Source organism: Lamprocystis purpurea DSM 4197 (assembly GCF_000379525.1).
GTDB lineage: Bacteria > Pseudomonadota > Gammaproteobacteria > Chromatiales > Chromatiaceae > Thiodictyon > Thiodictyon purpureum.
This window is the reverse complement of the sequence record NZ_KB902507.1, coordinates 1-26,245: the sequence shown is the minus strand read 5'-3', so window position 1 is coordinate 26,245 and position 26,245 is coordinate 1. Positions and strand designations below refer to the sequence as shown.

At 65.8% G+C, this 26,245-nt stretch carries 22 protein-coding genes; 6 read left to right on the top strand and 16 right to left on the bottom strand.

Features of this window, described 5'->3' with window-relative positions; all coding sequences use genetic code 11:
* Positions 1-330 precede the first annotated feature (330 nt).
* From A39O_RS34025 to yajC, 4 genes are all read right to left on the bottom strand, one after another.
* Positions 331-1,413 carry an FAD:protein FMN transferase gene (locus A39O_RS34025; protein ID WP_245561923.1) on the bottom strand — a complete coding sequence of 361 codons (1,083 nt, stop codon included), beginning with the start codon at positions 1,411-1,413 and terminating at the stop codon, positions 331-333.
* Positions 1,414-1,626: 213 nt separating this feature from the next.
* A complete protein-coding gene (gene secF / locus A39O_RS0117765; protein WP_020506014.1) occupies positions 1,627-2,562 on the bottom strand; it encodes a protein translocase subunit SecF in 936 nt (311 codons plus the stop codon).
* Between the two features lie 10 nt (positions 2,563-2,572).
* On the bottom strand, positions 2,573-4,429 hold the full coding sequence (gene secD / locus A39O_RS0117760) for a protein translocase subunit SecD (RefSeq protein WP_020506013.1): 1,857 nt from the start codon (positions 4,427-4,429) through the stop codon (positions 2,573-2,575).
* Positions 4,430-4,584: 155 nt separating this feature from the next.
* Positions 4,585-4,935 (bottom strand): preprotein translocase subunit YajC, encoded by a 351-nt coding sequence (yajC, locus tag A39O_RS0117755; protein WP_020506012.1) that lies wholly within the window; start codon positions 4,933-4,935, stop codon positions 4,585-4,587.
* A gap of 613 nt (positions 4,936-5,548) precedes the next feature.
* Here yajC and A39O_RS34020 point away from each other — a divergent pair.
* Both A39O_RS34020 and A39O_RS36785 read left to right on the top strand, forming a co-directional pair.
* Positions 5,549-6,628: a polyamine ABC transporter substrate-binding protein gene (locus A39O_RS34020; RefSeq protein WP_020506010.1), complete on the top strand. Its 1,080-nt coding sequence runs from the start codon at positions 5,549-5,551 to the stop codon at positions 6,626-6,628.
* Positions 6,629-6,633: 5 nt separating this feature from the next.
* Complete coding sequence (locus A39O_RS36785) at positions 6,634-9,111, top strand: putative bifunctional diguanylate cyclase/phosphodiesterase (protein WP_020506009.1); 2,478 nt, start codon at positions 6,634-6,636, stop codon at positions 9,109-9,111.
* 9 nt (positions 9,112-9,120) lie between these two features.
* On the opposite strand, the gene A39O_RS0117735 is transcribed toward A39O_RS36785, so the two are convergent.
* The 11 genes from A39O_RS0117735 to A39O_RS0117690 form a co-directional block, all read right to left on the bottom strand.
* Positions 9,121-9,558 (bottom strand): CoA-binding protein, encoded by a 438-nt coding sequence (locus A39O_RS0117735; protein ID WP_020506008.1) that lies wholly within the window; start codon positions 9,556-9,558, stop codon positions 9,121-9,123.
* A 344-nt stretch (positions 9,559-9,902) separates the two neighbouring features.
* Positions 9,903-10,802: an alpha/beta hydrolase gene (locus A39O_RS0117730; RefSeq protein ID WP_020506007.1), complete on the bottom strand. Its 900-nt coding sequence runs from the start codon at positions 10,800-10,802 to the stop codon at positions 9,903-9,905.
* Between the two features lie 3 nt (positions 10,803-10,805).
* Positions 10,806-11,123, bottom strand: a complete 318-nt coding sequence (locus tag A39O_RS0117725; protein WP_157640240.1) for a hypothetical protein — start codon at positions 11,121-11,123, stop codon at positions 10,806-10,808.
* A gap of 133 nt (positions 11,124-11,256) precedes the next feature.
* Entirely contained in the window at positions 11,257-11,646 is a 390-nt protein-coding gene (locus A39O_RS42235; RefSeq protein ID WP_026199500.1) for a hypothetical protein, read from the bottom strand.
* 67 nt (positions 11,647-11,713) lie between these two features.
* The gene (locus A39O_RS42230) at positions 11,714-12,532 is read right to left on the bottom strand and encodes a type I restriction endonuclease (RefSeq protein ID WP_026199499.1); all 819 of its coding nucleotides are present in this window, start codon (positions 12,530-12,532) and stop codon (positions 11,714-11,716) included.
* A 298-nt stretch (positions 12,533-12,830) separates the two neighbouring features.
* A complete protein-coding gene (locus A39O_RS42225; protein ID WP_211211625.1) occupies positions 12,831-13,391 on the bottom strand; it encodes a hypothetical protein in 561 nt (186 codons plus the stop codon).
* On the bottom strand, positions 13,315-14,469 hold the full coding sequence (locus tag A39O_RS34010) for an AlbA family DNA-binding domain-containing protein (protein ID WP_211211624.1): 1,155 nt from the start codon (positions 14,467-14,469) through the stop codon (positions 13,315-13,317). The genes A39O_RS42225 and A39O_RS34010 overlap by 77 nt, the downstream gene beginning before the upstream one ends.
* Before the next feature lie 513 nt (positions 14,470-14,982).
* Complete coding sequence (locus A39O_RS0117705) at positions 14,983-15,555, bottom strand: type I restriction-modification system subunit M N-terminal domain-containing protein (protein WP_020506005.1); 573 nt, start codon at positions 15,553-15,555, stop codon at positions 14,983-14,985.
* Positions 15,556-15,768: 213 nt separating this feature from the next.
* Complete coding sequence (locus tag A39O_RS0117700) at positions 15,769-16,917, bottom strand: HsdM family class I SAM-dependent methyltransferase (protein ID WP_020506004.1); 1,149 nt, start codon at positions 16,915-16,917, stop codon at positions 15,769-15,771.
* 148 nt (positions 16,918-17,065) lie between these two features.
* Complete coding sequence (locus A39O_RS0117695; protein ID WP_020506003.1) at positions 17,066-17,503, bottom strand: hypothetical protein; 438 nt, start codon at positions 17,501-17,503, stop codon at positions 17,066-17,068.
* A gap of 8 nt (positions 17,504-17,511) precedes the next feature.
* Positions 17,512-18,225 carry an SDR family NAD(P)-dependent oxidoreductase gene (locus A39O_RS0117690; RefSeq protein ID WP_020506002.1) on the bottom strand — a complete coding sequence of 238 codons (714 nt, stop codon included), beginning with the start codon at positions 18,223-18,225 and terminating at the stop codon, positions 17,512-17,514.
* 278 nt (positions 18,226-18,503) lie between these two features.
* On the opposite strand from A39O_RS0117690, the gene lapB reads away from it, so the two are divergent.
* From lapB to A39O_RS0117670, 4 genes are all read left to right on the top strand, one after another.
* A complete protein-coding gene (gene lapB, locus A39O_RS0117685) occupies positions 18,504-19,709 on the top strand; it encodes a lipopolysaccharide assembly protein LapB (RefSeq protein ID WP_020506001.1) in 1,206 nt (401 codons plus the stop codon).
* 52 nt (positions 19,710-19,761) lie between these two features.
* Entirely contained in the window at positions 19,762-20,634 is an 873-nt protein-coding gene (galU, locus tag A39O_RS0117680) for a UTP--glucose-1-phosphate uridylyltransferase GalU (protein ID WP_020506000.1), read from the top strand.
* Positions 20,635-20,678: 44 nt separating this feature from the next.
* Complete coding sequence (locus tag A39O_RS0117675; RefSeq protein ID WP_040528109.1) at positions 20,679-22,667, top strand: hydantoinase/oxoprolinase family protein; 1,989 nt, start codon at positions 20,679-20,681, stop codon at positions 22,665-22,667.
* A gap of 206 nt (positions 22,668-22,873) precedes the next feature.
* Positions 22,874-24,067: a DesA family fatty acid desaturase gene (locus A39O_RS0117670; protein ID WP_020505998.1), complete on the top strand. Its 1,194-nt coding sequence runs from the start codon at positions 22,874-22,876 to the stop codon at positions 24,065-24,067.
* A 372-nt stretch (positions 24,068-24,439) separates the two neighbouring features.
* On the opposite strand, the gene hldE is transcribed toward A39O_RS0117670, so the two are convergent.
* Positions 24,440-25,876, bottom strand: coding sequence for a bifunctional D-glycero-beta-D-manno-heptose-7-phosphate kinase/D-glycero-beta-D-manno-heptose 1-phosphate adenylyltransferase HldE (gene hldE / locus A39O_RS0117665; RefSeq protein ID WP_026199498.1), 1,437 nt, complete (start codon positions 25,874-25,876; stop codon positions 24,440-24,442).
* Between the last annotated feature and the right edge of the window lie 369 nt (positions 25,877-26,245).

The following is a 26,245-nucleotide window of genomic DNA, read 5'->3' as shown; positions in this document are numbered from 1 at the left end:
TGGGGTGATTACAAAAGCACGCAGATAGCCTTCGCACCTGATATCCAGACATACATTTGATGTAGGGGCGGGTTTGAAACCCGCCCCTACGTCCGGTTATCACGTCCGAATGCTATACCATGCCCTCAAGGCGGGTCGCGCGCAATCGCAGAAAGGATCCGCCGCAAAATGGCCGTGATCATCGCTCCGGCCAGCGTCCGCCGAGGCTTCGGGGCGGAAATTCTATGGACAAAGCTTCGAGTGATCGCTTTGGCCGAATCAGCGATCGTGGCCGGCAACATGGGGACAGGTTCAGCGGAACCCAGGGCTGGGTCGACGGAGCAGCCTGGGTTAGGGTGCGTGTAGTCGCTCGAATGCCGTGCTGGTCTGTTCCCGGAAACCCGCATCGTCACGGATGATGAAATAGGCGGCAAGGATCTCCGATTCGGCCAGGGCCGGTCCGCGCTGCTCGCCGAGCACCAGCAGCGCGGTGGCGAACCCGTCGGCCATCATGGCGCTGTCTGCCCCGGCAGGGCGGATCACGGTGGTCGACGCCAGCCGCTGGGCGACCGGGGCACCGGTCTTGGGGTCGATATGATGCGAGAAACGCCGACCGTCGGCCTCGAAGAAGTTGCGGTAGTCTCCTGAGGTGGAGACGGCTTGATCCGTGACCGGCAGGATGCGTTGGACCGCCTGCTGTCCAGGAGTCGGCTGCTCGACGGCGATGCCCCAGGGCTGCCTTTTCGCGTTGGTTCCGCGCACCCGCATGGTTCCGGCGACTGCCGCCATGTAGTTGGTCGCCCCCAGGCCATCCAGATAGGCCGCGAGCCGATCCGCCCCATAGCCTTCGCCCAACGCCGAGAGGTCGATATAGATATCCCCGCGCTGCTTGCGCAGGGCCGGTGGGTCGGCGCGCAGTTCAAGCTTGCCGTAGCCGACCCGCTCCAACGCCGCCCGGACCTGTTCCGGCGCTGGTACCGCGTCCAGTCGCTCCTCGGGTCCGAAACCCCAGAGGTTCACCAGCGGTCCTACCGTCACGTCGAAAGCACCGCCGCTCAGTGCGCTGATCCGCTGGCCGGCAGCGATCACCCGATAGAGGTTGGCGGAGACCGGAACCCAGTCGGTACTGGGGTTGCGGTTCAAACGTGACAGTTCGGACTCCGGCTCGTAGGTCGAGATCTCGGCGATGACCGCGGCGAGCACCTGTTCGACCCCGGCGCGCAGGGCCGCGGTATCCAGCCCCGCCGCGGGCTGCACCACCTTGACCGCATAGTAAGTCCCCATCGTGGGGCCAGTGATCTCGATCTGGGGTGCCGGCGTCGGACCACAGGCCGCGAGCGCGCTGCACAGCAGCACCAGCCAGCCCAGGATCAGCGACCGTCCAACTTGGCGGCCGAACAACCTGGGCACCTCACCGGATGCTGCTGAATTCACAACCAGGTACATCCGATAAGCCCCGTGTTCTTTTTGGTGTGAATAAAGCGGAAAATCCGGCCTTGATCGTAATCCCGGCCAGCAACTTGCGTAGTCAGGGCTTCCAGCCCTGACGGTGTCAGGCCAGGATGGCCTGACTACGCACCCGGCGAGCCCAAGTGGCCGGAATCTTGATCGAGACCGAAAATCCAATGCTATCCACCTAGCCGAAGTTCAGGGCCGGGCATCCACCCCAGGTCCCTCCTTGGGTGTCGGCATCAGGTCCTGGCGGCTCACACCCAGCAGAACCGCGACGTTGCTCGCGATATAGATAGTGGAATAGGTACCGGAGATGACGCCCACGATCAGTGCCAGGGAGAACCCGCGCAGGGTTTCGCCGCCGAACAGATAGAGCGCCACGACCACCAGGAAGACGGTGCCGGCGGTGATGACGGTGCGCGACATCGTCTCGTTGACCGATTGATTCATGATGTCGAGCGGGGTGCCCTTGCGTATCTTTCGGAAATTCTCCCGCACCCGGTCGAACACGACGATGGTGTCATTCAACGAATAGCCGATGACGGTCAGGATCGAGGCGAGCACATTGAGATCGAACTCGAACTGGAAGAGCGAGAAGAATCCCAGCGTGACGATCGCATCGTGGACCGTTGCGGCCACGGCACCCAAGGAGAAGCGCCACTCGAAGCGCAGCGCGACATAGATCAGGATGCCGATGACCGAATACAGGACGGCAAGCCCGCCTTGTTCGGTCAATTCCTCGCCGACCTGGGGGCCGACGAACTCCACCCGCCGCAGTTCAGCCTTCCCGTCCGCGGCCGCCGACAGCGTATCGAAGACCTTCTGACTCAGGGCGGCGTTATTGGTCTCTCCGCTGGGGGGGATGCGCAGCAGCACCTCGCGCGTGCTGCCGAAGTGCTGCACCGTGATGCCGGTCAGTCCGCCGGCTTCCAGGGCGCCGCTGAGTTCGGCGATGACGGTCGGTTCCTGGAACCCCACCTCAATGACGGTACCGCCGGTGAAGTCCAGTCCGAGGTTCAGCCCCTGCACCGCGAGCGAGATGAAGGTGATGCCGATGAGCACGCCGGAGAAAACCAGCGCCTTCCAGCGCTGGGACATGTAGTCGAGATTGGGGAAGTTGATCTGACGCATGGTAGGTCCCTCAGACGGGCAAGCTCTTCAACCGCCGACCGCCCCAGTACCAATTGATCATGGCGCGCGAGCAGGTGATGGCGGTGAACATGGAAGCGATCAGACCCACGGTGAGGGTGACCGCGAAACCCTTGATGGGGCCGGTACCGAAGCTGAACAGGACCACCGCGGCGATCAGGGTGGTGACATTGGCGTCGATGATCGAGGACAGGGCTTTGTCGTAACCCGCCGCGATGCTTGCCTGGGGCGAATTGCCGTTGCGAATCTCCTCGCGCATTCGCTCGAAGATCAGCACGTTGGCATCCACCGCCATACCGATGGTGAGGACCATGCCGGCGATGCCGGGCATGGTCAGGGTGGCTCCCAGCAGGCCCATGACCGCCACGATCAGCACCAGATTCAGCAGCAGCACCACATCGGCGACGACCCCGAACCAACTGTAGTAATAGGCCATGAACACCACCACGGCGAGAAAGCCGATGGCGACCGACAGCATACCCTGATCGATATTGTCCTGGCCCAGGCTGGGACCCACGGTGCGCTCCTCCACGATCTGGATCGGCGCGGCCAGCGCGCCGGCGCGCAGCAACAGGGCCAGGTTGTGGGCTTCCTCGGAGGAGTCGAGGCCGGTGGTCTGGAAACGCTTGCCGAAAGGTTCGCGGATGTTGGCGACGCTGATCACCTCCTCGACCTTCTCGGTGCGCTTCACCGGCTTGCCGTCCACCTGTTGGGTCGTGGTGCGGTTCTCGATGAACACCACGGCCATGGGTTTACCCACGTTCTCGGTGGTCACATCCCGCATGCGTCGGCCGCCGGGTCCGTCCAGATTGACCGAAACCATCGGGGTGCCGCTCTGGGCGTCGAAACCCGAGGCGGCATCGGTGATCTGATCACCGGTGACGATCACCCGCCGCTTCAGGAGCACCGGGCGGCCTTCGCGGTCGTGATAGAGCCGGCTGCCGACCGGGACCCGCCCGGCCTCCGCATCCGTTGCGCTGCCTTCCGTATCGACCAGGCGATACTCCAGGGTGGCGGTGGCGCCGAGAATCTCCTTCAGCCGGCCCGGGTCCTGGGCGCCCGGCAACTGGACGACGATGCGCCGATCGCCCTGACGGGCGATGTTAGGCTCGGCGACGCCCAAGGCGTTCACCCGGTTGCGCAGGGTCGTGATGTTCTGCTGGAGTGCGAAGTCCTGGATCTCTTTCTGCTGGGCCGGTGTCAGGGCCAAGGTGATCAGGAACGCCTCGCCGTCATCCACCGACGCCATCACGAGGTCGCGGAACTCCTTGGCAATCACTTTCTGGCCCGCGTCACGCGCCGCGGCGTCGGCAAACTTGAGGACGACCTTGCCCTGTTCGCGGCCGACCGTCAGATAGCGCACCTTGGCATCGCGCAACTGGGTGCGGATATCCTCGACATAGCGTTCCAGTGACTGATCCACCGCCGACTCCATGTCCACGTCGATCAGCACATAGATACCGCCGCGTAGATCAAGCCCTAGATTCATGGGCTTGAGGCCCAGCGCGCGAACGATGCCGGGCAGATCGGCGGAGATCGTCAGGGCGCCGCGGTAGCGGTCCGACAGGGTGTTCTCGATCACCTCGGCGCCCCGCAACTGGTCTCCGGAGGCGTTGAAACGGACCAGGAGCTTGCCGCCTTCGAGCGTGTCGATCCGCTTGAACGGGACCTTGGCGTTCTCCAGGGCGGCGCGGATCTCATCGCTGCCGGCGGCGGTCATCGTCGCCTTGCGGGCGGCCGAGATCTCGATGGATGGGTCCTGAGAGAACAGGTTCGGCAGGGCCAGTACCAGACCGGCCAGGAGGGTTCCCAGGATCAGCAGGTTTTTCCACAGGGGATATTGGTTCATCGCATTTCCAATCGCTTGCGCGGCGGGGGAGGGTCGCGCGGCGCCGGGCCGGGGGTGCGCCGTACCGACGCTGAAATTGAAACTGGAACTGGCCGGCGGCAGCGGATGGACGATGGAAGCACGCAACGGGCTCCCATGCGTCCTCGAGACTCCGGTTAGAGGTCCTTGAGTGAACCCTTGGGCATCACCGCCTCGATCGCGGCGCGGCGGACTTTAACTTGGACGCCGTTGGGGACGCCGTCGGCGATCTCCACCTGGACGAAGTTGTCGCCCAAATCGGTGATCCGTCCGGCGAGGCCGCCCATGGTAACCACCTCGTCACCCTTGGTCAGGGCATCGATCATGCGTTTGTGTTCTTTCTGACGCTTGGCCTGGGGCCGAATCAGGAGAAAATAAAAGACCACACCGAAGAGGACGAGCGGCAGCAGGCTCAGCAGCGGGTCGGTCACGGCGGACGCGGCGGTTGCCGCGTCCTGGGCCATGGCGTCGGAGATCAGGAGGCTCATCGAGGTTATCCCCGTGGTTACAGGAGGTTGAATGGCTTGGGCGGGCAGCGCAAACCCGGATAAAATCAGCCTTGCATTATGTCATAGCACCAGCAAAATCGCTCGCCTTACTGCTAAACCGCAGCAATTCCAAATTTGGGCGGCATCGCGCGATCCCTGGTGGATGCGGCGCGCGCGACCGCTGTGCCGGGCCCCTGACACCGAGCAGCGCGCCTTATCCACCCTACAGCGGAGCCGGTTTTGTAGGGTGGATAAGCGCAGCGCATCCACCATCAGCCTCGCGGCCGGCACGCTGTTGGCGGCGGCCACCCAAATTTGGAACTGCTGGCTAAACCGCGCCCAGCGCGGTATGCGATCGGACCTTCGTGCGGAGCATGCGCACCTGACGGCGGTCTCATTTCCGCTCCTCGCTGGGTGGTATGATCAGCATCGCTGCTGGCGTGGGATCCGCCGGGCAGCAGTCAGCGGATCGGGCCGATGCCGTTACCGCGTCCCGATCAGGATCCGCGGCGGCTATCGTCCGGCCGACCAGGTTCTGCCCGTGTTCCTGACCGTGCAAGCGCGCCTACTGATGCATCTGCCCGCTCCCTAAAGAACACCGCGAAGAACATCCATGCGACGGTCCGCCCTGTCTTTGCTCGTCTTGTTGGTGCTGTGCGCCGGTCCGGCAACAACGGGACCGTCGGTCGCCGCAGCGCAGGGTGCTGTCGCGCGTCCGGAATTGGTCGTTTTCAATTGGCCCGACTATCTTGCGCCGGCCGTGATCGCGGCGTTCGAGGCCGCGTCCGGTGCCCGGGTCCGTCAGGTCTATTTTGAAACCGATGATGCGCGCGACCAGGTGCTGAGCGCGACGGACGGGGCGGGCTTCGACGTCCTGCTGGTTGACAGCAATGCCCTGGAGGTTTATCGCAAACACGGTTGGCTCGAACCGCTGGACCCAACCGCGATCCCCCATCGGCGCCACATCGACCCGCGCTGGGATGCGGCCTATCCCGGCAGCCGTGACTATGGGCTCCCCTACCTGTGGGGGACCATGGGAATCGTCTATCGACGCGATCTGGTAGGCCGCGAGCTGGACTCCTGGCTCGACCTGCTGAATCCCGCCCCGGCGTTGCGCGGGCGTATCTTGATGATCGCCGATCACTTCGACCTGTTCGCGGTCGCCCTCAAAGCACTGGGGTTCTCGATGAACACCAGTAACACCGCCCAGATCCAGGCCGCGGCTGACCTGCTGAAGGCGCAGCGACCCGCGGTGTTCCGCTACGGCGCCCTGGCCCTGGATGCCCGCTCCGAGCTGTTGACCGGGCAGGTCGCCGCCGCCGTTTCCTTCAACGGCGATGCCGCCGCCCTGATCGATCGTAACGATCAGGTCGCCTATGTGGTCCCGCGCGAGGGTGGCGCCCTGTGGCTGGACTTCCTGACGGTGGCCGCCCGGAGCGCTCAACCAGCGCTGGCGGCAGCCTTTCTCGACTTTCTCAATCGCCCTGAGATCGCGGCCCGCAACGCCCGCGACCTGAACTATGCCACCCCCAACCTGGCCGCCGAGCGCCTGCTGCCGGCGACTTTCCTCCAGGACCCGCTGGTTTATCCGGACCCTGCCACGTTCGCGCGTTGCGAGTTCTATGCCCGGCTGCCGGCACCGGCCGTCAGCGCACGGATGCGGGCCTATGCCGCCCTGGTGCATGGGGACTGAGGGCGGTGCGCCTCCAACTCAAACTCGCCCTGGTGCTGGTTCCCCTGGTGGCGGGGCCGGTGCTGGCGCTGGGCTGGGTGTCCTACGACGCACTGCGTCAGGACCTGGAAGACGCGGCGGTCCAGTCCCTGGATACGGCCCTGGACGCGACGGCCCAAGGTCTGCGCGGCCTCGTGGATGCGGCACAGGCCAACAGCGCACTGTTCGCCGCCGCCGGTCCGGTGGAGCGGTATGTTCGCGCCGCGGATGATCAGGAGCGGACCGAGTTGTTGCAAGCCCCGCTGCTCAAGCTGTTCTATCAGTACCGTGACGCTTATCCGGAGTATCAGGAGATTCGTTTACTGCGTCCGGACGGGACCATGGATATCCGGGTGGCGGCGAGCGATCGGCCCGCTCAGGTGTCGGCGGGCGGCGCTGAGCCGGGGTTTGCGTCGGTCCAGACGGCCCCTGATCCGGTCAGCGTGAGGCTGAGCCAGGATCCGGAAGGTGGCGGTGCACTGCAGGTCTACCGCCGTATCGCGTTGGCCGATCACTACCTGACGCGGGCGGACGACACCCTGCGTACCCGCGGCTATCTGGTGCTGCGGGTCTCATTGGACCCAATTCTTGAGCGGCTGCGCGCGCTCCCCATTGCCGCGTCCGGCCGCCTGATCCTGGCGTTCCCCGCCGGCGAGGTCCTGTTCGACTCCAGCGGCGTCTGGACCGGCCGGCGATTGCCGTCGGCACTGCTGCATCCTGACCCGGTGTCCGCGCACTCCGATCGGAGCGGGTCGCGGGCCGCTGGGATCAGGACCTGGGATGCGAGCCCCTGGCTGGTCAGGGTTCGCTTCATCGAACCCGGCATCCTCGCCCTGGCCGCCCTGCCGGAGCACAGCCTGGCGACACCGCTGCGCCGCCTGGGGCTGACAACACTGATCATGACGGGGTTTGCCGTCCTGCTGCTGACGACGGCCCTGATCGCCTGGCTGCGGCGTCTGGTGTTGCGCCCCTTGGCCGTCCTGCGCGACGCGGCGGGCCGCATCGGCGCGGGCGAACTGCGTACACCGATTCCTATTCATTCGGCCGACGAGATCGGCGCCCTGGCGGCGGCGGTGCGGGTCATGGGCGAAGACCTGGCGGATCGTCGGGAGCAGATCGAGTTGCTCGCCTTCCACGATCCGCTCACCGGCCTGCCCAATCGCCGCCTGATCCGGGAACTGCTCAGCGCCTGTGTCGCGGCGGCCGCGGGTGCTGACGGGTACCTGGCGGTATTGTTCCTTGATCTGGATAATTTCAAGCAAATCAATGATGCACTTGGTCATGCCCAGGGCGATGAACTGTTGCGGGGCCTGGCACGGCGCCTGGAGGGCGTGTCGGCGCCCCCCGCGTCGAGGGTCCACCTCAGCCGCTTCGGCGGCGATGAATTTCTGATCGTCGCCGACCGGCTGAGCAGTCCCGATCAAGCCGCGGATTTGGCGCAGTCCATTCTGGACGCGGTCGTGCAGCCCAGCGACCTGGGCGGCGCCCAGTACATCGTCACCGCGAGCATCGGCATCACCCTCTATCCGCGTGACGCCGCCGACGCCGATGGGCTGATTCGCTGCGCGGATCTCGCCATGTACGGGGCCAAGGCCATGGGTCGCAACACCCTGCATTTCTTCTCCGCCGAGCTGGACCATCGGGTCGCCGCCCGCCTGCAGATGGAGAGTCAGTTGCGCCTGGCGCTGGGCCGCGGTGAACTCACCCTGCACTATCAGCCCATCGTCCGCCTCGAACACGGGTGCCTGGCCGGTTTCGAGGCGCTGCTGCGTTGGCACAACGAGGTCTTGGGCTGGGTCCCGCCCGGGCAATTCATCCCGGTGGCGGAGGAGACCGGGTTGATCCGCGAGATCGGGCGCTGGGTGCTGGCGGAGGTCTGTCGTCAAATCGCCGCCTGGCGCCTGGCCGGGCTGGCGACGGTTCCGGTCTCGGTCAATGTCTCCGGTGGTCAGCTTCAGCGGGAATCGCTGGCGCAGACGGTCAGTACTCTGCTGGCGGAGCATGGGTTATCGGCGGCGGACATCCATCTCGAGATCACCGAGTCGGTGCTGATGGAACAGACCCTGCACGACACCGGCCGGCTTCAGGCCCTGCGTGCACTGGGACTGGCCATCCACATTGATGACTTCGGTACCGGTTACTCCTCCCTGGGCTACCTGCAACAATTGTCCGTGGACTGCATCAAGATCGACCGCAGCTTCGTCGCCCGGTTGTGCACGGTGGATGGGGATCGCACACTGGTGACCGCGATGATCACCCTGGCCCATGCCCTGCACCTGCGGGTCATCGCCGAGGGGGTCGAGACCGCGGATCAGTTGGCGATTCTGCGTGGGTTGGATTGCGATCTGGGCCAGGGCTATTTGTTCGCCCGCCCCGCCGAGGCGGCGGTGGCGGCGAACCTGTTGCGCATGGCCGCGCGCGAGGCCGAGGGGTCGCCGGTCATCCGTCGGGCAAGCTGCGCGTGAGATCTCGCCTCAGTACTTACCGGTCATCTTCATGATGAGCTTGTGGATACTGTGGTACGAGAACCCAGGATTCAGATACATGACGGCACAGGTGCCGGTGCGCAGGTTGATGCCATGCTGCGCGGCCAGCGCCACCGCCTCCGGGGTGTCGTGAGCCATGTGCACCCAGACATCGCGGATGCCCGCGGCGGCGGCCGCGCTGATCCAGGCGCTGGTCTCTGCCTTCGGTACCTCGACGATCAGGCCCTCGACGGGGCTCGGTAGTGCACCGAGGTCGGGGTAGGCCGTATCGCCATCGATGACGTCGGTGTCGGGGTCCACCGCGTAGACCGTTTTGCCGGTCGCTTTCAGTCGCCGATAGCTGAGCAGCGGAAAGGGTGTGACCTGGGAGCGGCCGACGACGGCGAAACTCGCCAAGTCGAAAAAGGTTTCGTAGTTCGATGCCATGATGTCGTTGATGTTCTTGTTGGTGGTGAAGTGGGTCAGGACCAGCGAATGCTGGCCGGACAGTGAATGGGGTTCCTGGCTGCCGTCGCTCTGGCCGTAAGCAAACTGGAGGCCGAGGCTTTAGCCGGTGGACCTCGCGTTTGGGCGGCCGAGGTCCGGCTAACGACCATGGCGCCGGCGCCACCCCGGAACATGAAAGTCTGCTCGACCGCTGCGTAGTCAGGGCTTCCAGCCCTGACCGTTCCAGTCCCGACGCCGTCAGGCCAGGATGGCCTGACTACGCACTTTCACGGTATAGCCTCGACTTCCAGTGCGCGATGTCCAAGCGCCGGCCGGAACGAGGATCAATCCCTTGTCGCCGCTGGATGAGCGATGCGCGCTTGCTCCGCCTTGGCGGGGCAGGTGTCGTCGAGGAACCGCGTCAGCTCGCTGACGTGCTGCTCGATCTTGTCCACCGAATCGTGCCCGGCCCCATCGACCTCCAGCAGGCTGGCCTGGGAGGTCCGGCAGTTGGCCAGGATGCGGCGCGCATCCTCCACCGGGACGGTCTGGTCGTCCGTGCCGTGCACCAGCAGGATGGGGCACGCGATGCGGCGGACACTGTTCATCGGCGCGATGGTCTCGAACGGGAAGCCAATGATCCATTCCACATAGCGGATGACCAGGCGGGTGACCAGCCGCGGCAGATGCAGGTGACGCAAATAGCCCTCGGTCACCCGTGCCGGATCCGCGAACGCGGCAATACTGATAACCGCCGTGATGTCCGGATTGCGTGAGGCTTCAAACAACGCGGCACCGGCCCCGACCGAGTGGCCGAGGACCACGATGCGCGCGGCGCGGTGCGGGTGATGGCGTTTGAGCCATGCCATCGCCATACCGAGATCTTCGGCAAAGCGCGGCAAGGATGAAAAGCTGTCCGAGTCGCTGCTGCCGTGATTGCGGGCATCATAGAGCAACAGGTTGAATCCGGCCCGTTGCAGCGGGGCCGCCAGGGGCAGCATCAGCTCGGCGTTGCTGCCCCAACCATGCAGCACGATGACGGTGCAGTCGGCCCCCGGTTGCGGCAGCAGCCAGCCGAACAGGTGACGCTGACGCACCGTAGGGATACGCACGGCATCATAGGCGAGGCCATAGTCTGCGGGCGAGCCGGTCTCGCGGATGCGCGGTGCCCGAAAGCCCAGATGCACCCCGGTCGGAATCGCGGCGGCGGCCAAGACGATGAACAGGCCGAAGACCGTAAACATGGGTCAGCGAGGGGCCGGCTCAGATCCAGCCGCGACGGCCTTGTCCGCCGCCGACACCGCGTCCCGCGCCGCGGCCCGGACCTTGCCCGGCTGCGCCGCCGTTGTTCCGGCAGGCACCAGCACCGCGGCCGCCGCCGAGCCCGCGTCCCCGCGGTTGCGGTTCTCCACGCGCCGCCGGGTTTTCGGCTGGTCCGGCAACGGCTCCAGTCGGCGTGGTGTCTTGGGTTTGGTTGCCGCCGGGTCGCGTGTCCGTGGCCACCGGGAGGCCCAGGTTGCGGCACCAACCGGCGCCCCGGCGCCGCAGGCGGCCGACGAATCCACGCGCGTTGTTCGTGGTGAGATCGATCGTTTCCATTGTGCGTTCCTCGTGATCGGGAAAAAGCCGTCAGGTCTGACGGACCATCCCATTAGAATGCAAACGCGTGCGTTTCTCATTGATAAAAGTCTGGGCAATTTAGTAGGGTAAGCGCACGATGCGCACGATCTGGTCGATGTCCTCGACCACGCGCTCGACAACGACCGGGGTTGCGGGATTGCGTACCTCCTGGAACAGCGCGGTGAGCGCGGCCCGGCCGCGGTCCTCATCCTCGGCGGGCGGAGTCTCCTGCTCCGCGGCAACCAGGTCGCGGGCCAGATCCAGCAACTCCTTGAGGAACGCGATGCTGTGCAACTGACCGGCCTCGTGGCGCGCCTTGAGCTGTTCCAGCCGCTCGGACAGCCGCTTGAAACGCGGGTTGCCAAGATGGCGGCGCAGCCGCGCGGCGACCTTGATCGCGATCTCCTTGGCCTTCTGCTGCTGGCCGGCGGGGTCCAGGATCGCTTCGATCACATCGGCGTCGAACACCAGATCATCGAGATCGTCGTGGATGGTCCCGACGCGGACATGCGCATGGATCAGCGCGATGGTTTTCTCACCCAGTACATGCCAGAGCAGTGCCCCCTGACCGGTGGACGGCTTGAGCGATTCGTAGACCCGTGGGCACCGCGTCCTCGTCCATCCGCCAGGGTCCCCAAAGGTCGATCGGCAGGTGGATGGCACCAAAGCGTAGCTCCTTGCCGTCGGTCGCTACGCTGAATACGTTGCAGACAAAGAGTTCAGGGACGTATTTTTCATAGTCGTCATGGATCTGAAGCGCGGCGTCGACCCAACTCACCGCCGGCCGCACCGGGGTCTTGGTCTCGATCAGGATCAGCGGAAAGCCATTGACCAGCAGCATGGCATCCGCGCGGCGCTCGGCCGGGCCGGCGCGAAAGCCGTATTGCGTAGTGACGACGTATTGATTGTTCTCCAGGTCCTTGAAGTCGATCAGGCGCACCGTGACATGTTCATTATTCGGCCCGAACGGCATCGAGCGCTCACCGCGCAGCCAGGCGGTGAACTCCTCATTGCACTTGATCAGCCCATCGCTGCGCACAGAGAGCACGATAGCGCGCAGCTTGTAGAGCACCTCATCGGCGCGTTCCGGCCGCGCGGCGATCTCGGGATTGAGCCGGATCAGCGCCGCACGGACCTGAGACTCGACAAAGACCTCCTGCGGCTGGCGTTGCAGGTCAGCGGCAGCGACCGGTTGCCACCCCAAAGGAGCCGGGGCGTCCCGCCCCGGCGGATAAGGCGCGCCCAGCCCAACACCATAGCCCCCCGCCGCATCCCGAACCGCGTTCCGCGCCATCGGCCGGGCGAGCAGATCGCACAGGTAGGCTTCGATGGTGTTGGATTCATTGAAGGTCATGGTTGACTCCCCGGTTCCCGATGATTACAACGAACGGCAAAGAACTCACTCTGCGCCTCCGCGTCTCTGCGTGAGTCACTTGCGGATTATCTCACGCAGAGACGCGGAGAGAAGAAGGGATCCTTTAGGTTGGGGTGAGGAACGAACCCCAACATCCTCCGGCCGACATGAGCGTGTTGGGGTTCCTTCGTCACCCCAACCTACGGGCTCGACCCCGGATTGCCGCGGGTCATCGACGCGATCGTTGACGCTCTGCGCCATCTGCTCGAAACGCCAGCGCCGCCAGCCGGTCTTCAACTCAGTCATACCCAGCCTCCGAATAACTACCCGGCACCACATACGCTTGGTGCGGATGTTTGGCGCTTTCCGGATAGAGTAAGGCCAATTGGCCGATCTCTCGCATGGGTTTCAGGTGGCCGCGAGTCAATTCCCGCGGGTCGCTGCGCCCCAGTATCTGGCACAGTTCATCGGCCGAGAAGGGACGCAGGGCGCAGAGTTCCAGCAGGAATCCGCGCAGGATGGCCTGGCGGGGTTTCTGACCGGCGGCCTGGATGCGTTCCCACAAGGCGTCGGGGATCCCCACAAGCACTTGTGTGGATTCGGGTCCGAGCTTGTGGGGATTTGGCGGATCCCCACAAGTCGGCCGGGTGCCGTGGTCTTCTGCGTCGGCGGCTTCAAGCAGCCAGGCTCCTGGCGCCGAGGGTGTCACTGAGCGATCTTCCATGCTCTCCAAGGTGTAATAGGTTCGACTGCCGCTGCCCTGTTTGATCAGCAGTCGGCGATCACGCAGACGGCGCAGCACGCCGCTGGCGGTCAGGGTGTCCAACCCGGAGAAGTCGCGGCACGCGGTGTTGTCCACGGCGCCGGTTTCGCGGGTGTAGATTAGGACCTTGGCCTCGTCGGCGCTCAAAGGACCGCCCGCCAGAGTTTCGAGCCAGCGGTAATCTTCTTCCGTCAGCAGGTTGTGCAGGAACAGGATGCATGGTAACGTTGGCGAGGGCCTCGTGGATCACCTTATCCGGCAGGATGGGGTTCTGCCGGCTCTGAAGCTCACCCGCATCCAGCCGAAAGCCGCGTGGCAGGTCGTCGAGGATGGCGCTCTGGAGTTGCCGCAACGCGAGCAACAACGGCTTACGCACGTCGAGCGTGGCGACGAAACGCTCGTCCGGATCGCTGATCCACTGGGTGCCGGACACGCGGATATAGTCGATGCGCAACGCAGGCATCAGGCGGCGGAGCGCGAGCGACTTGCCGAACAGTACGATGCCGGCGACGGTCGGTTTCAGCTCCCCGTCGGCCCGGCGTAAGGCACAGAGTGCCTCCAGCAAGTCGTCATCATCGTAGGCCAATTCTTCGGCGCTGGGGTTAACCTTGGCGCGCAGGCGCCGGTATTCGCTCACGGCCAGCGAATCAATGTCCTGGCGCGTGGCGTCATGTATCAGCGCCATGTCCGGTCCGCTCTGTGGCTGAGTTTCGCCGCGCAGGACCCAGAGGTCTTCATCGACGCAATGCTGATCGGTCGAGCCAACCCGCCGGTACGCGCCGCGCGGCAGTCCCGTGGCCTTGAAATACACCGGCTTCTGGGTGACATCGACCTCGGGCACGAAGACCACGAGCACCGACCTGCCGTCAACGGTTTCGACCTGCATCTCGGGGCGCAGGACGACGTTGAACATGCTGGCACACTGGCTGGCTAGGTCGCTTTGAACCTTGTCAGGATTAGATAGACCCGCGGCCCAATAGACGACATCGCCTTTCTCGTCGGTCTTCCACTCCGCGCCCAGCAGCAGGTAGCCGCCGCCCAGACCGGGCTCATTGGCAAAGGCGACGACGGTTTGCTGCACCGACTTGCCGCTCTCGCTGGCCCGTTTGGCTTCGATCTGGACCGACTCATCAAGGGCGTTGAGTTCGGCGAAGAGTTCGGCGGCGCTACGCATCCACGTCATCCTTTAGCGACTGGTTCCAACATAACTTAAGGTGCCGCATAGGCCCCTCTCTGACTTGTCATCGTGTATCCAGGGCAATAAAAACCCGCCATGGTTGCGCCGCCCGGTCGAAACCGGCCAAGCGTGGCGGGTGTGTGAGCGGCATTATAGTGCTCTTGTTGGTCAGCAACCGAGGTCGTGGCCGGGACCAGCAATTCCAAATTTGGGTGGCATCGCGCGATCCCTGGTGGATGCGGCGCGCGCGACCGTCGTGCTGGGCCTCTGACACCGAGCGGCGCGCCTTATCCACCCTACAGCGGATCCGGTTTTGTAGGGTGGATAAGCGCAGCGCATCCACCATCAGCCTCGCGGCCGGCACGCTGTTGGCGGCGGCCACCCAAATTTGGAACTGCTGGGCCGGGACGCCCGGACGGGTTTCTCGCCGACGGCTGGAATGCCTTTCAACAAGGCGAGAGGTATCCCCACAAGCGCTTGTGGGGGTTTGGCTCTGAGTGTTTGGGAATTCTACGAAAGCCCGCAAGTCAGCACGATGCGAGCGTCTGCCGTGTCGGTAGGTTCGCGCGGCGCTGCTCCCTGCAAAGCCGCGCGATACGGCGCCTCGCGGGTGAGCCAGAACCGGGAGGTGCCGCCGAAGACCAGATCCAGACGCTGGGCCGTCTCCGGGTTGGGGCCGAGTCCCAGCACGCAGTCGACCAAGTTGGCCTCGATCAGCTTACGTCGCATCTCGCCCTCTCCCTTGCGAAACAGGACACCGTGCGGAAAGAGGATGGCACAGCGTCCGGTCCGCGGGTCCAAACTCTTCAGGATGTCCTTGCCAACGTCCTTGGCGACGGTGCGTACTTGGTTCCAGTGGGCGCCCGCGGGGACCCTGAAACGCTCATCGGCCTCGGCGCGGGCGAGTTGCGCGTCGTCGGCATAGCTGGTCAGTGCCTGTGCATAGTCCTCGTCCCAGACATCCGACAGGCGCTTGTAGAAGACCAGCGGGAAGATGAACTGTTTGTAGTCGCCTGCATCAATGAGCCCGCGTAGGATGGTGGCGGCGCCCCACAGATAGGATTCGAGTTGCTGGAGGCTCATGGGGCTATTCAATTGGGACATCCCTACGTTTAATGCGCCACTGATGACCGCAACGGTTGCATTGACGCTCTGGTCCGTCCAAATCGATACAACAACCACCTAAAGCGATTTCCTCGCGATTGGCCGCTTCGAATGCTTCGTGGCTTGGCAGTCCGTATAGGATAGCAACGCCAGTCGTCTGTCGACATGCCGGGCAGCGGTATTTTCTATAGGTCATAACAGCCAACCACCCTCGGTCATCTCCCGCCGCAAGGCCGCCTCCGCGTCCCGGCAACGCTCCAGCGCGGCCTTGAAATCCGCGACGGCTTCCGCCAGCGGGGGGATGTCACGCCCGATCGGCGGCAGCACATAGCGCGAGATGTTGAGCGTCCAGCCTTCCTGCTCGATTGCGTCGAGCCCGACCACGCGGACGTAATCTTCCATATCCTCGAAGGTCTGGTACCAGCCCAGGATGCGGTCGGCGTGCGCCGGCTCCAGATGATTCTGCGCGCGGTCCTTGCGAAACAGGGTGGAGGCATCGACGATGAGCACCCGGCTGGCGCTCTCGGGGGGCTTTTGCCGCCGCAGCACCAGGATGCAGGCGGCAAGGCCAGTTCCGTAGAACAGGTTCGGCGCGAGGCCAATCACCGCCTCGACCAAGTCCTGTTGCAGCAGGTGTTGGCGGATCTTGCCCTCAATGCCGCCGCGGAACAGCGCCCCCTGGGGCAGCACCACGGCCATACTGCCGTGCGGGGCGGCCATCGACTTGACCATGTGCTGAACCCAGGCGAAGTCGCCCGAACTGTCGGTGGGCACGCCGGCAAAGGCGCGTCCCCAGGGGTCATTCTCCCAGACCTCACGGCCCCATTTTTCGAGCGAAAAGGGCGGATTGGCGAGCACGATATCGAAGGTGGCGAGCCCGCCGGTACTGGGGTCGGTGAACACCGGGTTGCGCAGGGTGTCGCCCCGTTCGATCTGGAAGTCCTCCAGGCCGTGCAGCAGCAGGTTCATGCGGGCCACGGCCGAGGTGGTGAGGTTTTTTTCCTGACCGTAGAGCTTACCGAAGAAGGTCCGCGGGTCGCCGCCCTGGGCGCGGACATGTTCGACGGCGGCCAGCAGCATCCCGCCGGTGCCGCAGGCGGGGTCATAGATTGTCTCGCCCTCCTGGGGGTCGAGGATCTCGATCATCAGCCGCACGACGCTGCGCGGGGTGTAGAACTCGCCGGCTTTCTTTTTGGTGGCGTCGGCAAAGGTCTTGATCAGATACTCGTTCCAGTCGGTGCGATCGACCGGGCTGCCGCGCAGGATGTTGGCGGCGCCCCAGAGATGGGACTCGAGTTGCGCAAGCGTGACTTCAGGCGATTGGACGGTTTCTGGTTGCATCCTTAAGAGTAGGGGTTGCTCTGTTGTCGGTCTAAGGCGATTTCCGGGAACAAACCTCCCGACTGCGCATGCCTGCAGGATTCCGTAGGGGTTTTAGGGGCGACTGAAGTCGCCCCTACAGGTTTGTACACTTTTTCCCGGAAATTGCCTAAGGCAGCGCCTCAATGGCCGCTATGCTGCCGCGATAGCGGTCGTTGAGTTGCTCCGGGACCCCGGCGTCCTTGGCGCCCTGGCAGCCGCCGGCTTGGCGTAAATCCTCGGTGAACTGGTCTTGCAGGCGCCGTTGGACGGCGCGGAAGCTGCGCTCCGGAAACAGGTCGTCCTGGACGCCCATGATGGTGACGTGGAGCTTGCTGGCCAGTTGTTTGTTGAGGTTGTTACTGTGCCGCCCGGAGCCGTCGCTGCGGCAGCGGGCGTTGTAGAAGTCGAGTGCCGCGGCAGCCTCGACCGCGGTCACCAGGGCTTGACGGGTTTCCGGGGTCAGGTCGGGCGGCGCCGCAACGGCGACCGCGACCAGCCAGGGCAGGAGCGGGATCAGACGGGTTGCGGGCGCGCGCAGCCCGCGCTCGGCGGTGACGAATGGCATGCGGCTGCTCAACTGCGTCCGTAGACCGGCACGGCGGCGCCGGTGACGGCGCGTGCCGCGTCCGAGGCGAGAAACAGGATCACGTCGGCTAGTGCCGCGAGCGATACCCAGCGGTCATGGTCCTGATCGGGCATGGCCGCGCGGTTCTGGGGGGTGTCGACCGTGCCGGGAAGGATGCAGTTGACGGTGATCCCCTGATCTTTGAGCTCATCCGCCAGACTCTCGGTCAGGGTGATGACGGCCGCTTTGGATGCGCAATAGGGTCCCATGCGGCCGATGCCGCGGGTCGCCGCGCGGGCCGCGACGTTGACGATGTGCCCGCCCCCGCCGGCCAGCAGCAGCGGCACCACCGCCCGGCAACAGTTGAAGACGGTGCGGGCATTGAGATCCAGCATGAAGGTCCAGTCGTGGTCGGCGGTCTCGTGGATGGGCGGGCCCATGGTGAACCCGCCGGCGAGATTGGCCAGGACATCCACCCGCCCGAACTGCTCCATCACGGCGGCACTCATCCGGGCGACCGACTCCGGGTTCATGAGGTCGGTGGTGATCCCGATGGCCACCGTGCCCGCGGGCAGTGCCGCGCGGATCTGCTCCAGTGCCTGCGCGTCCCGGTCCACCAGGGCGATGCGGGCACCTTGGCCGGCGAACGCCCAGGCCACGGCCCGCCCCATGTTCCCGGCGGCACCGGTGACGATGACAACTTGATCCGTGAATTTTGACATAGGGTTCATTTCCTCATGCTGATGGGGTGGGGGAGACTGCTGCTGAACCGCGGGCCGTCACCGCCGATGCCCCGGCCGCTGCACGCCGCCGCAGGAGCCAGTCCCCTCGATCGGCAGACAATCGGGGCGCAGCGGCAGATCCCCACCCATGCGACCGCGCGGGGATGCCTGTATTATGGCGGGGTGAACCTTACACCTCTTTTCGTTGCCGCTATAGCCCCCGCGCGCCCTGCCGGGCCGGGAGACGACCGTCGCGTGGCGGCCGGGGGCGCGCGTCCGTGATCGAACTGCTGTTTTTGTTGCTTCCGGTGGCCGCGGCCTCCGGGTGGTGGATCGGTCGGCGGGACGCCGGACGCAAGGGTCCGGTTGCGCCTCCTGGTGCCCATCCGGCGTTCTTGCGCGGACTCAACTTTCTGTTGGACGAACAACCGGATAAGGCGATCGATGTGTTCCTGGAGATCTCGGAGGTCGATGGCGAGACGGTGGAGACCCATCTGGCGTTGGGGAGCCTGTACCGGCGCCGGGGTGAGGCCGACCGGGCCATCCGCATCCATCAGAACCTCGTTGCCCGCAACACCCTGAGCGCCGAGCAGCGCGGGTACGCCCTGTTCGAGTTGGGACAGGACTACATGCGTGCCGGATTGCTCGATCGGGCGGAGATTCTGTTCGAGGAGTTGGCCGAGATCGGCTTGCAGCGCGAGCGCGCGCTGCGCGGGCTGCTCGACATCTATCAGCAAGAGCGCGACTGGTCGCGTTGTCTGGAGATCGCGGAACGGCTCAAACCGTTCAGCGAACACCCGATGAACCTCGAGATCGCCCAGTATCACTGCGAACTGGCGGAGGAGGCGCGTCGCCGCGCCGAGCCCGCGGCCGTCAGACATCATTTGGACCGGGCGCAGGACGCCGACCCCTTGTGCGTGCGTGCCACGCTCATCGCGGGAGAGATGGCGCTCGCGCAACAGGATCAGGAGGCGGCCTTGGCGCTGTTCCTGCGGGTTGCGGATCAGGGTGCGCGCTATCTGCCGGAAGTCCTGCCGGGGCTGATACAGGCGCTGGAAGACTTGGGGCGCGGCGATCTGATCGACGTGCTCGAATCGCTGGTATCACGCCACCCCTCGCCGCCGGTGTTGTTGGCCTTGAGCGATGCGCTGGAGCGCGCGCGCGGCCCCGAGGCCGCGCTGGCCGCGCTCACCGACTATCTTGCCGGTCATGTGGATCTGGCCGCCCTGGAGCGCTTGCTGCAACTACAATCGCAGCAGGCCACGGCCGCGCGGGCCGGGTCTGGTCATCGCGCGCATGTGGTCCATGAAGTGGTCCGCTATTTGCTCGCACGCCAACCCGCGTATCAATGCGACCATTGCGGTTTCGCGGCGCGTGCCGTGCACTGGCAGTGCCCGAGCTGCAAGCGCTGGGGGACGGTCCAGCCGGTCCAGCCGGAACGCATCCCGGGGGATGACGTCTTGCACGAACGGCGGCTCGCCTGAACAGTCTTACCGGGGACTGCCCCGGTCTTCACCCGTTGGAGTGTCATCAACCATGAAACAGATCCGTAAGGCCGTATTCCCTGTTGCCGGACTCGGCACGCGCTTTCTGCCGGCCACCAAGGCGAGTCCCAAGGAGATGCTCCCGGTAGTCGACAAACCCCTGATCCAGTATGCCGCCGAAGAGGCGGAGACGGCCGGGGTCGACCAACTCATCTTTATCACCGGCCGGCACAAGCGCTCCATCGAAGACCACTTCGACAAGGCGTATGAGTTGGAGGCCGAGTTGGAGAGCGCGGGCAAGACTGAACTGCTCAAGATGGTGCAGAACATCCTGCCCTCCGACGTGGGCTGCGTCTATGTTCGCCAGGCCGAGGCCCGCGGGCTGGGGCACGCGGTGCTCTGCGCCAAGGGGGTGGTGGGTGATGAACCGTTCTTCATTCTGCTGGCGGACGATCTGATCCGCGGCCATGGCAAGGGGGTGTCGGGCCAGATGGCGGACATCTATGCGCGCCATGAGTGCAGCGTGCTGAGTGTCCAGGAGGTCCCGCGGGAGGACACCCGGCAATACGGCATCGTGGAGGTCGAGCCGGGGCCGGGGGGATTGTTGCGCGTGGTCTCCATCGTCGAGAAGCCCGCCCCGGCGGATGCCCCGTCGAACCTGGCCGTGGTTGGGCGCTATCTGCTGACGCCGCGGATTTTCGACATGCTGGAGCAGACCGACACCGGTGCCGGCGGTGAGATTCAGTTGACCGACGGCATCGCGGCACTGCTGGAGTATGAAACGGTGATTGCCCATCCCTTCGAGGGCAAGCGCTATGACTGCGGCAGCAAGCTCGGTTATCTGGAGGCCACGGTCGAGTACGGACTGGCCCATCCGGAGTTGGGTGAGCAGTTCGCCGCGTTCCTGCGTGCCTTTCGGGATTGACCCCCGGAGTGACCGCGGGATTGAGCGCGGGATCGACCGCGGGTTTGGTTCTGCTCGGTATCGATACCGGCGGCACCTTCACCGACTTCGTGCTCCGGCGCGACGGTGAACTGCAAATACACAAGGTGCTGTCCACCCCGCGGGCGCCCGAGCAGGCGATCCTGCGTGGGATCGCCGACCTGGGGCTGGACCCGGCCGGGCTGGGTCTGGTCCACGGCAGTACCGTGGCGACCAATGCGATATTGGAAGGAAAGGGCGCGCGCACCCTGTATGTGACCAATCGCGGGCTGGGTGACCTGCTGACCATCGGTCGGCAGGCGCGCCCGGATCTCTATGACCTGCAACCGCCGCCGCGGCAGCCGCCGGTGCCGCCCGAATGCTGCCTGGAGACCGGCGGGCGTCTGGGCAGCGACGGCCGCCGGGTGGAGCCCTTGACCGCGGCGGACCTCGCCGAGTTACGCGCCGCGGTCGTCCGGCTCGCACCCGAGGCGGTCGCCGTCAACCTGCTCTTCTCCTATCTGGACGACAGCGCCGAGCGGGCGATCGTGCACGCCCTTCCCGCGGATCTGTTCGTCACCTGTTCGTCGCAGGTGCTGCCGGTCGCCGGGGAGTACGAGCGCGGCATTGCCACCTGGCTCAATGCCCGCGTCGGGCCGGTGGTCGCCGGTTACCTCGAGCGGCTGCGCGCGGGCCTGCCCGGCGCCCGGATCGCGGTCATGCAAAGCACCGGTGAGGCCATCGCCGCGGAGCAGACCGCGCGCCATGGCGTGCGTCTGCTGCTCTCCGGCCCGGCCGGCGGGCTGACCGGCGCCGCCTTTGCCGCCGCCGCGGGAGGCGCCCGGCGGCTGCTCAGCTTCGACATGGGCGGTACCTCCACCGATGTCGCCCTGATCGACGGCGAGCCGCTCCTCGCCGCCACCGGGCGTATTGCCGGCTACCCGGTGGCGGTGCCCATGGTGGACATGCACACTATCGGGGCCGGCGGCGGGTCAATCGCCCGGGTGGACGCGGGTGGTCTGCTGCTGGTCGGTCCGCAGTCCGCGGGGGCTGACCCGGGTCCGGCCTGTTACGGGCGCGGCGGGCAGGAGCCGACCGTGACCGACGCCAATCTGGTCCTCGGCCGCCTGGACCCGGAGGCGTTTCTGGGCGGCCGCATGGCGTTGGACCCGACCGCCGCACGCACCGCCGTGGCGCGGGTCGCGGCCCCGCTCGGGTTAACGGTCGAGGCCGCGGCGCTCGGCATCGTGCGGATCGCCGATGAGCACATGGCCCAGGCGTTACGGGTGATGTCGGTGCAGCGCGGACGGGATCCGCGCGACTTCACCCTGACCTCTTTCGGCGGGGCCGGCGGACTCTCGGTCTGTGCGCTGGCCGAGGCGCTGGGCCTGGACGAGGCCCTGGTGCCGGTGCACGCGGGAGTGCTCTCGGCCCTGGGAATGCTGGCCGCGCCCCCAGGGCGCACCCTGACCCGCACCCGGCTCGGGGTGCTCGGCGACCTGACCGACGCTGCGCTGGATCAGGCTCTGGCCGACTTGGCCGAGCAGGGGGTTGCCGAGTTGGCATGCGAGGGTCAGGACCCCGCGGGGCTGCGTGTCGAGCGGGTCCTGGACCTGCGCTATCGCGGTCAGTCCTACACCCTGGACCTGCCCTGGACCGGGGTGGACGCGACCATCAGCGCCTTTCATGCGCGGCATGAAGCATGCTACGGCCACCGACTGAACCTGCCGGTCGAGTTGGTCAACCTGCGGGTACGGGTGCGTGCACCGGCGCTGACCTGGCAATTGCCCGGCATGGCCGCGTCGCGCGCGGCGGCGGGAGCGCTCCGGCAGGTGCGCGCCTACGGCTGCGCGGACCTGGTGCCTGTCCTGACGCGCGCCGCGGTGGCCGCGGGCGCTGGCCAGCCCGGCCCCGCCATCGTCGCGGACCCGGTCGCGACCACCTGGGTCGCCCCGGGCTGGAGCGCCCGCACCGATCCGGTCGGCAACCTGCGGCTGCGCCGACTACCGTTCGTCGCTTGCCATGGAATCGACTGAAACGGTCAGCTATAGTGAAGCAGAGTGGGTGCTGCGCGCCTGAGGCTCCGACCCTTCGGGCATGCGTCAGCGCGCACCTCCACTCATCATCTCGCCCCCCACCCGGCCCCGTGTCGGCATTGGTTACCACTCCAAGCGCCGCCCCGGTCGCTCGCAGGTGCGCCGACCGCTCGGCCTGCGCCCCCGCATCCACCATAGGAGACTCCATGACCCTGCACGGCATTCTCGACCCGTCGCTCTGGCAGGCGGTGCTCATCACGCTCGCCATGACGCACCTCACCATCGCCGCGGTGACCATTTTCCTCCATCGCGCTCAGGCCCATCGCGGTCTGGATCTGCACCCGGCGGTTGCTCATGTCTTTCGCTTCTGGCTGTGGCTGACCACCGGCATGGTCACCAAGGAGTGGGTCGCGGTGCATCGTCGTCACCATGCCAAGGTCGAGACCGCGGAGGACCCGCACAGCCCGCAAATCCTGGGCCTGCGCAAAGTGCTGACCCAGGGGGCGGAGCTCTACGAAGCGGCGTCCGACGATCAGGCGATCGTGGAACGTTATGGTCACGGCACCCCGGACGATTGGCTGGAGCGCAACCTGTACAGCCCCTATCACTGGCAAGGGGTGGCGCTCATGCTGATGCTGGATCTGCTGCTGTTCGGGCTCTATGGGCCGGTGATCTGGGCGGTGCAGATGCTATGGATCCCCATCCTGGCGGCCGGCGTCATCAACGGGATCGGTCACTCCTGGGGTTACCGCAACTTCGAGCCGCCGGACGCGTCCACCAACATCATGCCCTGGGGCATCCTGATCGGCGGTGAGGAGTTGCACAACAATCACCATGCCTTCCCCAGTTCCGCGCGGCTCTCGTATCAATGGTGGGAGTTCGACATCAGTTGGCTGTACATCCGTACCCTGAGCGCATTGCGGCTCGCCCGCATCAAGCGGGTGGCGCCGCGGCTGACCATGGTCCCGGGCAAATTGCTGGTGGATATGGATACACTGCGGGCCGTGGTGGTCAGCCGCATGTTCGTGTTCGCACGCTACACCAAAGAAGTGCTGGCCCCGGTGTCGCGGGACGAGCTGTGCCGGGACGCGGCGCACTGCCGCCGCCTGATCAGGCGCAACCGCCGACTGCTTGCGCGCGAGGCGAGTCGGTTGGATGCGGCGGCGCGCCAGCGGCTGGATCAATTGCTGGCCCAGAGCCAGACGCTGGCCACTGTCTATCAGTTCCGGGAACGGCTGCAGGCAATCTGGCAGCTCAAGACGCCGAGCCAGGAGGTGCTGCTGCGCTCGCTCCAGGACTGGTGTCACCAGGCCGAGGCCACCGGCATCCAGTCATTGGAGCGCTTTGCGCAAAACCTCAAAGGGTTCTCGCTCCAGCCGGCGGGCGGGGCCTTGGCATAGGATGCGCGGCCGCGCACGGTGACCCCGTGGGAGCGGCCTCCGGCCGCGAAGGGGCGCGCGGGATCGTGCAACGTCGCAGTTCACGACGGCCCCGATCGCGGCCGGATGCCGCTCCCACGAGAAAGCTATAGCATTCGGACGTGATAACCGGACGTAGGGGCGGGTTGTAAACCCGCCCCTACACCAAGGGTCTGTCTGGATATCAGGTACGAAGGCTTATAACCTCCGGTAACCGGGCGACGCGACTGGAGGCCGACGCTTTAGCGGGCGGCGGCGCCGCATTCGGCTGAAGCCTCGACCTGCGGTCTGTTATGCGGGTGCAGCAAGATCCGCAGAGGCTGTCGGGGCGACGAAAGTCGCCCCTACAGGCCCCTACAGGTTGTTAGACCCCTCCTGCAGCCGCTGGAGCATGGCTGTCGTCGACTCGCCGTCGAGATACTCCAGGACGACGATCTCGCCCCCGTTGGCCGTGACGCAGGGACCTCCCGCAATCGCGTCCGGTGCATAGTCGCCGCCCTTGACGATCACATCGGGTAACAGCCGGCAGTAAAGCCGTTCCGGCGTCGCTTCACTGAACGGCACCACCCAATCGACACTCTTCAAGGCGGCGAGCACGGTCATCCGCCGTTCGAGCGGATTGACCGGCCGGCCGGGGCCTTTCAATGCCTGCACCGAGGCATCGGCGTTGACCGCGACCACCAGCCGGTCGCCGAGCCGGCGCGCCTGCTCCAGGTAGGTGACATGACCGGCATGCAGGAGGTCGAAGCAGCCGTTGGTCATGATGATCCGCTCGCCGCGTGAGCGGGCCTGATCCAGGGCAACGGCCAACTCGTCTTCGGTCAGGATGCCGAAACCGGTGTCGTCGGACGTGCGCAGCGCCTGGTTCAATTCGGCCACGGTCGCGGCGGCGGTCCCCAACTTGCCGACCACGATCCCGGCAGCGGCGTTGGCCAGCACCATGGCCTCCGGCGGCGGCGCCCCGGCGGCCAGGGCCAGGGCCAGGGTCGCGATCACCGTATCCCCGGCGCCGGTCACATCGAAGACTTCCCGCGCCCGGGCCTGCAGATGCAGCGGCTCCTGATCCTGCCACAGCAAGGTCATGCCCTGCTCGCCGCGCGTGATCAGCACGCCGGTCAATCCGGTCGCCAGGCGCAGGCGCTCACCGCGCTCCACCAGCGCCGACTCGGTAGCGCAGGGCCCCACCACGGCCTCAAATTCGGCCCGATTCGGGGTGATCAGGGTCGCGCCCCGGTATTTCGAAAAATCAGTGCCCTTGGGGTCGACGATCACCCGCTTGTGCAGCGCCGCGGCCTGTTCGATCAGTGTGCGGGGCGACCCCAGGGTGCCCTTGCCGTAATCCGACAAGACGATCAGATCCGCTTGAGCGGCCAGCCGCGCGTAATCGGCCAGCAGCGCGGCGGCATCGACTTCGGCCAGGCCGCCTTCGAAATCCGCGCGCACCAGTTGTTGGTGGTGACTGAGAATGCGCAGCTTGGTCGAGGTCGCGGCGCGGGTGTGCGCATGCAGATGGCAGCCGATGCCGCTGCGGCGCAGCAGACGCTGGAGCGTCTCGCCCGCCTCATCGACGCCGATTGCCCCCAGCAGGTCGACCTGCCCGCCGAGTGTCAGGATATTGAGCGCGACATTGGCGGCGCCCCCCAACCGGTCCTCGGTCGCGGTGACATGCACCACCGGGACCGGCGCCTCCGGCGAAATCCGGGTGGCGCGCCCGGTCCAATAGCGGTCGAGCATGACATCGCCGACCACGAGCACGCGGGCCTTGCTGAACGGGGGTAGCCTGGTCTTCAAGAACGCACCTTGATGCCTTGTCCTACACCGAAACCGGCGGGTCGCGAAGTATAGCCGTTGTCGGCGCGTCCGGCAGGTCTGCGCGGCGTCGCGCAGCCCTGAAGCATAACCCTGCCGCCAGCTGACATCGGGCGTCGTCGGCACCGGTCGGCGCTGGCGTTGGCCGTTGCGGAGTGGGTTTGACCTAACCAGGGGGGCAGCGGGACGCCCTGGCGGGTGCCGGGAGGGTGGTCGAATCAGTCCTCGCGCCGGTGTCACGGTCGCCAGGCAAGCGATTCCCGGCGCCGGTGGTTGCCGGCGAGCGGAATCCGACGCCGTGCCCGGCGGCGCTTATTCGAGCTGAAGCTGCAACGGCTGGGCCAGCAGGCG